Consider the following 353-nt stretch of genomic DNA (forward strand, 5'->3'; position numbering starts at 1 on the left):
CCTCAAGCTGAGGGGGCTAACTATGGTAATGTACAATCAATAGTTTCTTGTGGTCCTCATTTTGAAGAATATATACGTGAAATGAATGAAAATGTACTATCTCATTATGATGTGATGACAGTAGGTGAAATGGATAATACTTCACCTGAACAAGCAAGAAATTATGCTAATTTAGATGGAAAAGAATTGAATATGATTTTCCAGTTTGAGCATGTTAATCTTTCACCTAATCCTAATCCAGCTTTAGGAAAATGGAATGATGAACCAGTAAAATTAGTAGAGTTGAAACAAGTCTTGTCTCATTGGGAAGAAGCCTTGGATGGACAAGCATGGAATAGTTTATATTGGAATAA

The 353-nt window shown here is 34.0% G+C and carries 1 protein-coding gene; it reads left to right on the forward strand.

The genetic code is table 11. The features are described 5' to 3' along the window. Nucleotides 1–353 (forward strand): alpha-amylase family glycosyl hydrolase (locus FC65_RS11200; RefSeq protein WP_268872493.1); only part of this gene is annotated, 353 nt, incomplete at both ends.

Source organism: Ligilactobacillus acidipiscis DSM 15836, from assembly GCF_001435755.1.
GTDB lineage: Bacteria > Bacillota > Bacilli > Lactobacillales > Lactobacillaceae > Ligilactobacillus > Ligilactobacillus acidipiscis.